This window comes from Klebsiella sp. HMSC25G12 (genome assembly GCF_001807705.1).
Lineage (GTDB): Bacteria > Pseudomonadota > Gammaproteobacteria > Enterobacterales > Enterobacteriaceae > Klebsiella > Klebsiella variicola.
On record NZ_KV789926.1, the window covers coordinates 133,510 to 139,565 of the forward strand.

5 protein-coding genes are annotated in these 6,056 nt (G+C 54.4%); 3 read left to right on the forward strand and 2 right to left on the reverse strand.

Going from position 1 to position 6,056, the window contains the following annotated elements; all coding sequences use genetic code 11:
• Window positions 1-5 precede the first annotated feature (5 nt).
• Complete coding sequence (gene raiA, locus HMPREF3096_RS26235) at window positions 6-341, reverse strand: ribosome-associated translation inhibitor RaiA (RefSeq protein WP_002914111.1); 336 nt, start codon at window positions 339-341, stop codon at window positions 6-8.
• 271 nt (window positions 342-612) lie between these two features.
• Window positions 613-1,350 carry an outer membrane protein assembly factor BamD gene (gene bamD / locus HMPREF3096_RS26240; protein ID WP_004145664.1) on the reverse strand — a complete coding sequence of 246 codons (738 nt, stop codon included), beginning with the start codon at window positions 1,348-1,350 and terminating at the stop codon, window positions 613-615.
• A 131-nt stretch (window positions 1,351-1,481) separates the two neighbouring features.
• On the opposite strand from bamD, the gene rluD reads away from it, so the two are divergent.
• The 3 genes from rluD to clpB all read left to right on the forward strand — a co-directional run bounded on the left by rluD (window position 1,482) and on the right by clpB (window position 5,893).
• Window positions 1,482-2,462, forward strand: coding sequence for a 23S rRNA pseudouridine(1911/1915/1917) synthase RluD (rluD, locus tag HMPREF3096_RS26245; RefSeq protein ID WP_012967426.1), 981 nt, complete (start codon window positions 1,482-1,484; stop codon window positions 2,460-2,462).
• Window positions 2,459-3,190, forward strand: coding sequence for a purine nucleoside phosphorylase YfiH (yfiH, locus tag HMPREF3096_RS26250; protein ID WP_008806081.1), 732 nt, complete (start codon window positions 2,459-2,461; stop codon window positions 3,188-3,190). The genes rluD and yfiH overlap by 4 nt, the downstream gene beginning before the upstream one ends.
• A gap of 129 nt (window positions 3,191-3,319) precedes the next feature.
• Entirely contained in the window at window positions 3,320-5,893 is a 2,574-nt protein-coding gene (gene clpB, locus HMPREF3096_RS26255) for an ATP-dependent chaperone ClpB (protein WP_008806080.1), read from the forward strand.
• Window positions 5,894-6,056: the final 163 nt, after the last annotated feature.

The following is a 6,056-nucleotide window of genomic DNA, read 5'->3' on the forward strand; positions in this document are numbered from 1 at the left end:
AAGGATTACTCTTCTTCTTCCACAAAGCCTGCCTCTTTCACCGATGTTGCGGCGCGGCGGGCTTCCCCTTTGTGTTGCACTTTATTCAGCTGCCGTTCCAGCTTGTTGATCAATTCGTTAATGGCGGCGTACATATCTTCATGACGCGCACTGGCAACCAGATGACCGTTTGGCGTATTGATGGTTGCATCAGCGATAAAACCCTGCGGCTCCTTAGACAGAATGATGTGCGGGTTGATTAAATGAGTTTGCCACTTATCCAGTTTGGCGAGACGGTCTGCGACATGCTGGCGGATTGCCGGAGTAATTTCCATTTGTTTACTGGTAATGTTCATTGTCATAAATTTTACCTCTTGTCTTTCCCGTCTTGGTGAATCCAGCATACCTTTCCCAATGTCAAAAAGCGTGATCTAAATCACATTTTATTGTCACTTTTTGTCAACGAATTCATTTTGTGAGACAGGGCAGGAAGAAGTGAGATTTTACTTGTCGAACCCGGTAAAGCAGGCCATATTTGATGAGTTAACCCGGCGCTAAACCGCTTCAGCTTGACGGGATAAAGTATAAAAAAACGGCAGCCACTGGCTGCCGTTTGCGATCCATGAATCAGACTCAGGTGTTCTTGCTGTTCGCGGCGATTATCTTCGCGACTTTGTCCGCCTGGGCGTTCATTTGCATCTGACGATAGGCGTTTTCCATCTTCGGCAGGGCATCGCGGGTGGCCTGGGTATCCGGATAGTTACGCATCATACCTTCCACGCGGTTCACGACGGCAACCCATGCGCCACGGTCGGTGTAGTAATCCACGACCGACAGCTCATATTTGGCCAGGCGATCTTTCAGGAACACCATACGTTTATAGGCGTCAGTGGCGTACTGGCTGTTCGGGTAACCACGCACCAGTTTGGAGAAGTCATTGAAGGCATCGCGCGCGTGCTGTGGATCGCGGTCAGAGCGATCGACACCAAAGAAGCCCTGCAGGGCGCTGTCATCCAGGGCCATGTTGGTCAGGCCGCGCATATAGATGACGTAATCGATATTCGGGTGGGTGGGGTTCAAACGCATGAAGCGATCGATGGCCGCCTGAGCCAGCGGCAGATCGGCGTTTTTGTAATACGCATAAATCAGATCCAGCTGTACCTGTTGGGAATAAGGGCCGAATGGATAACGGTTATCCAACGCTTCCAGTTGCGTTATCGCCTGTTTCCAGTTACCGTCCTGCAGTTTTTGCTGGGCGGTCGCGTAGATTTCATTCGGCGGATTATCAGGCACCTCTTCCTTAGAGCCGGAGCAACCCACCAAAGCCAGGCTCAGTGTGGCGGCTGCCACCAGGTATTTCATGCGCGTCATGACGTTTTGACTTCCTCAAAATGTTTATGCGGGAGAATCTCTGTTCCTGCTCCCGATTAAGACCAGCTACAATAGCACACTATATTAAACGGCAAAGCCGTAAAACCCAACGTTAAACGAAGAAGCTGTATATGGCACAACGAGTACAACTCACCGCAACGGTGACCGAAAATCAACTCGGTCAACGCTTAGATCAGGCTTTGGCCGAATTGTTCCCTGATTATTCGCGATCGCGGATAAAAGAATGGATCCTGGACCAACGCGTATTAGTCAATGGCAGCATTGGCGATAAGCCGAAAGAAAAAGTGCTGGGGGGAGAGCACATCGCTATCGATGTCGAAATCGAAGAAGAGGCGCGCTTCCAGCCGCAGGATATTCCGCTCAATATCGTTTACGAAGATGATGACATCCTCGTGATTAACAAACCGCGCGATCTGGTTGTGCATCCTGGCGCGGGCAACCCTGACGGTACTGTGCTGAATGCGCTGCTGCACTACTATCCGCCGATCGCCGATGTGCCGCGCGCGGGGATCGTGCACCGTCTGGATAAGGACACCACCGGTCTGATGGTGGTGGCGAAAACCATTCCGGCACAAACCCGGCTGGTGGAGTCGTTGCAGCTGCGCGAGATCACTCGCGAGTATGAAGCGGTGGCCATCGGTCATATGACTTCCGGTGGCACAGTGGAAGAGCCGATCAGTCGTCACCCGACGAAACGTACCCATATGGCGGTGCATCCGATGGGCAAACCGGCGGTGACCCACTACCGCATTATGGAACATTTCCGCATCCATACCCGCCTGCGCCTGCGCCTGGAAACCGGTCGTACGCACCAGATCCGTGTGCATATGTCGCATATCACCCATCCGCTGGTGGGTGACCAGGTATATGGCGGCCGGCCGCGTCCGCCGAAGGGCGCGTCGGAGGAGTTCATCACCGCGCTGCGTAAATTCGACCGTCAGGCGCTGCACGCCACCATGTTGCGTCTGTATCACCCGATCACCGGCATTGAAATGGAGTGGCATGCGCCCATCCCACAGGATATGGTCGAGCTCATCGAGGCGATGCGTGCCGATTTTGAAGCCCATAAGGACGATATTGACTGGTTATGACTAAACTGATTGTACCGCAGTGGCCGATGCCCCGCAGCGTGGCGGCCTGTAGTTCGACCCGCATTGGCGGCGTGAGTCTGCCGCCCTATGACTCGCTCAACCTGGGCGCCCATTGCGGAGACAATCTGCAGCATGTTGAAGAAAACCGGCGGCGGATGTTTGCTGCCGGTGGCTTGCCGTCTTACCCGGTTTGGCTGGAGCAGGTTCATGGCACCGATGTTCTGACGCTGGACGGCGGACCCTATCCATCGAAACGCGCAGATGCTTCTTATAGTCGTACGCCAGGCACCGTCTGTGCGGTGATGACCGCCGACTGCCTGCCGGTCCTGTTCTGTAACCGCGACGGCACCGAAGTCGCCGCGGCGCATGCTGGATGGCGCGGCTTATGCGAAGGGGTTCTGGAAGAGACGGTTGCCCGTTTCGCCGATAAAGCCGAAAACATGATGGCGTGGCTGGGCCCGGCCATTGGTCCGCAGGCATTTGAGGTGGGGCCGGAAGTCCGGGATGCCTTTATGGCGAAAGACGAGAACGCGCACCGGGCTTTTCGTCCGGCAGGCGAGAAATATTTTGCTGATATCTATCAACTGGCTCGGCAGCGTCTGGCAAACGTCGGCGTTGAGCAGATTTTCGGCGGCGATCGCTGCACGCTAAGCGAAAAGGATGATTTTTTCTCTTACCGGCGCGACAAGACCACCGGTCGTATGGCAAGTTTCATTTGGCTGATATAACCTAGAGAATCAAGACGATCCAGAAGGCAAACTTATTTTTCGCATAGTTCAGGTCTTTAACCTTGAATAATTGAGGGATGACCTCATTTAATCTCCAGTAGCAAATTTGACCTGTTTATGGGAGGAGTTATGCGTCTGGATCGTCTTACCAATAAATTCCAGCTTGCTCTTGCCGATGCCCAGTCACTCGCACTCGGGCACGACAACCAATTCATCGAACCTCTTCATTTAATGAGCGCCTTACTGAATCAGGAAGGGGGATCGGTACGTCCTTTATTAACCTCGGCGGGCGTCAATGCCGGGAAACTACGCACTGACATCGAGCAGGCCTTGAGCCGTTTACCGCAGGTGGAAGGCACCGGCGGCGATGTACAACCTTCTCAGGATTTAGTGCGGATCCTGAACCTTTGCGACAAGCTGGCGCAAAAGAAAAAGGACAACTTTATTTCGTCGGAACTGTTCGTTCTGGCGGCGCTTGAATCGCGCGGTACGCTGACCGACCTTTTAAAATCTGCCGGAGCAACAACCGCCAACGTGACTCAGGCGATTGAACAAATGCGCGGAGGTGAAAGCGTGAACGATCAGGGTGCCGAAGACCAACGTCAGGCATTGAAGAAATTTACCGTCGATCTGACCGAGCGAGCCGAGCAGGGCAAGCTGGATCCGGTGATCGGCCGTGATGAAGAGATTCGCCGTACCATCCAGGTACTGCAGCGTCGTACCAAAAACAACCCGGTACTGATTGGTGAACCCGGGGTGGGTAAAACGGCAATCGTCGAAGGACTGGCGCAGCGTATCGTCAACGGCGAAGTACCAGAAGGGTTGAAAGGCCGTCGGGTATTGGCGCTGGATATGGGGGCGCTGGTGGCCGGGGCGAAATACCGCGGTGAGTTTGAAGAGCGTCTGAAAGGCGTGCTGACTGACCTGTCAAAACAGGAAGGCAACGTCATTCTGTTTATCGACGAACTGCATACCATGGTGGGCGCTGGTAAAGCCGACGGCGCGATGGATGCGGGTAACATGCTGAAGCCGGCGCTGGCGCGTGGTGAACTGCACTGCGTCGGGGCGACAACGCTTGATGAATACCGTCAGTACATCGAAAAAGACGCCGCGCTGGAACGTCGCTTCCAGAAAGTGTTCGTCGCCGAGCCGACGGTAGAAGATACCATCGCTATTCTGCGTGGCCTGAAAGAACGTTACGAGCTGCACCACCACGTGCAGATCACTGACCCGGCGATTGTCGCGGCGGCGACCTTGTCGCATCGCTATATTGCCGACCGTCAGCTGCCGGATAAAGCCATCGACCTTATCGATGAGGCGGCGTCCAGCATTCGTATGCAGATCGACTCCAAGCCGGAAGAGCTGGACCGTCTCGATAGACGTATTATCCAGCTGAAACTGGAACAGCAGGCGCTGAAGAAAGAGTCTGATGAAGCGAGCCTGAAACGTCTCGATATGCTCAACGAGGAGCTGGCGGATAAAGAGCGTCAGTACTCGGTACTGGAAGAAGAGTGGAAAGCGGAAAAAGCCTCTCTCTCCGGCACCCAGACTATTAAAGCCGAGCTGGAACAGGCGAAAATCGCTATCGAACAGGCGCGTCGCGTCGGCGATCTGGCGCGGATGTCCGAGCTGCAGTACGGCAAAATTCCGGAACTGGAGAAACAGCTGGCGGCTGCCACTCAGTCCGAAGGGAAAACCATGCGTCTGCTGCGTAATAAAGTGACGGATGCTGAGATCGCCGAAGTGCTGGCCCGCTGGACCGGTATCCCTGTCTCCCGGATGATGGAAAGCGAGCGCGACAAACTGCTGCGTATGGAGCAGGAGCTGCATCATCGGGTGATTGGCCAGGATGAGGCGGTTGAAGCGGTATCGAACGCCATTCGCCGTAGCCGCGCTGGGCTATCCGATCCGAACCGGCCGATTGGTTCGTTCCTGTTCCTCGGTCCAACCGGGGTCGGTAAAACCGAGCTGTGTAAAACGCTGGCTAACTTTATGTTCGACAGCGACGACGCGATGGTGCGTATCGATATGTCCGAGTTTATGGAGAAACACTCCGTCTCGCGTCTGGTCGGTGCGCCTCCGGGATACGTCGGCTATGAAGAGGGTGGTTACCTGACCGAGGCGGTGCGTCGTCGTCCTTATTCCGTCATTCTGCTGGATGAAGTGGAAAAAGCGCACCCGGATGTGTTCAACATTCTGCTGCAGGTACTCGACGACGGGCGTCTGACCGACGGGCAGGGGAGAACGGTCGACTTCCGTAATACGGTGGTCATCATGACCTCGAACCTCGGTTCCGATCTGATTCAGGAACGGTTTGGCGAACTGGACTACGGTCATATGAAGGATCTGGTACTGGGAGTGGTAAGCCAGAACTTCCGTCCGGAGTTTATTAACCGTATCGACGAAGTGGTGGTCTTCCATCCTCTGGGTGAGAAACACATTGCTTCTATTGCCCAGATCCAGCTGCAGCGTTTGTATAAACGCCTGGAAGAGCGTGGGTATGAAGTGCGGATGTCCGATGAGGCGCTGAAGTTGCTGAGCGCCAACGGTTACGATCCGGTATACGGCGCGCGGCCACTGAAACGCGCTATTCAGCAGCAGATTGAGAACCCGTTAGCCCAGCAGATCCTTTCCGGTGAGCTGGTTCCGGGGAAAGCTGTCGAGCTGGTGGTGAAAGACGACCGTATTGTGGCAGTGCAGTAAATCACAAAACGACAAAAACGGGCCCAACGGGCTCGTTTTTGTTTAAAAACCAGGCAAGAATTAAAGCTCAACACCTGGTTTGGTTGAAAAGTGAGCGGTTGAATTCTTTTTTTGAATTTATCCTTGTCACTTCAGAATTACTCCCTATAATGCGCCTCCACTG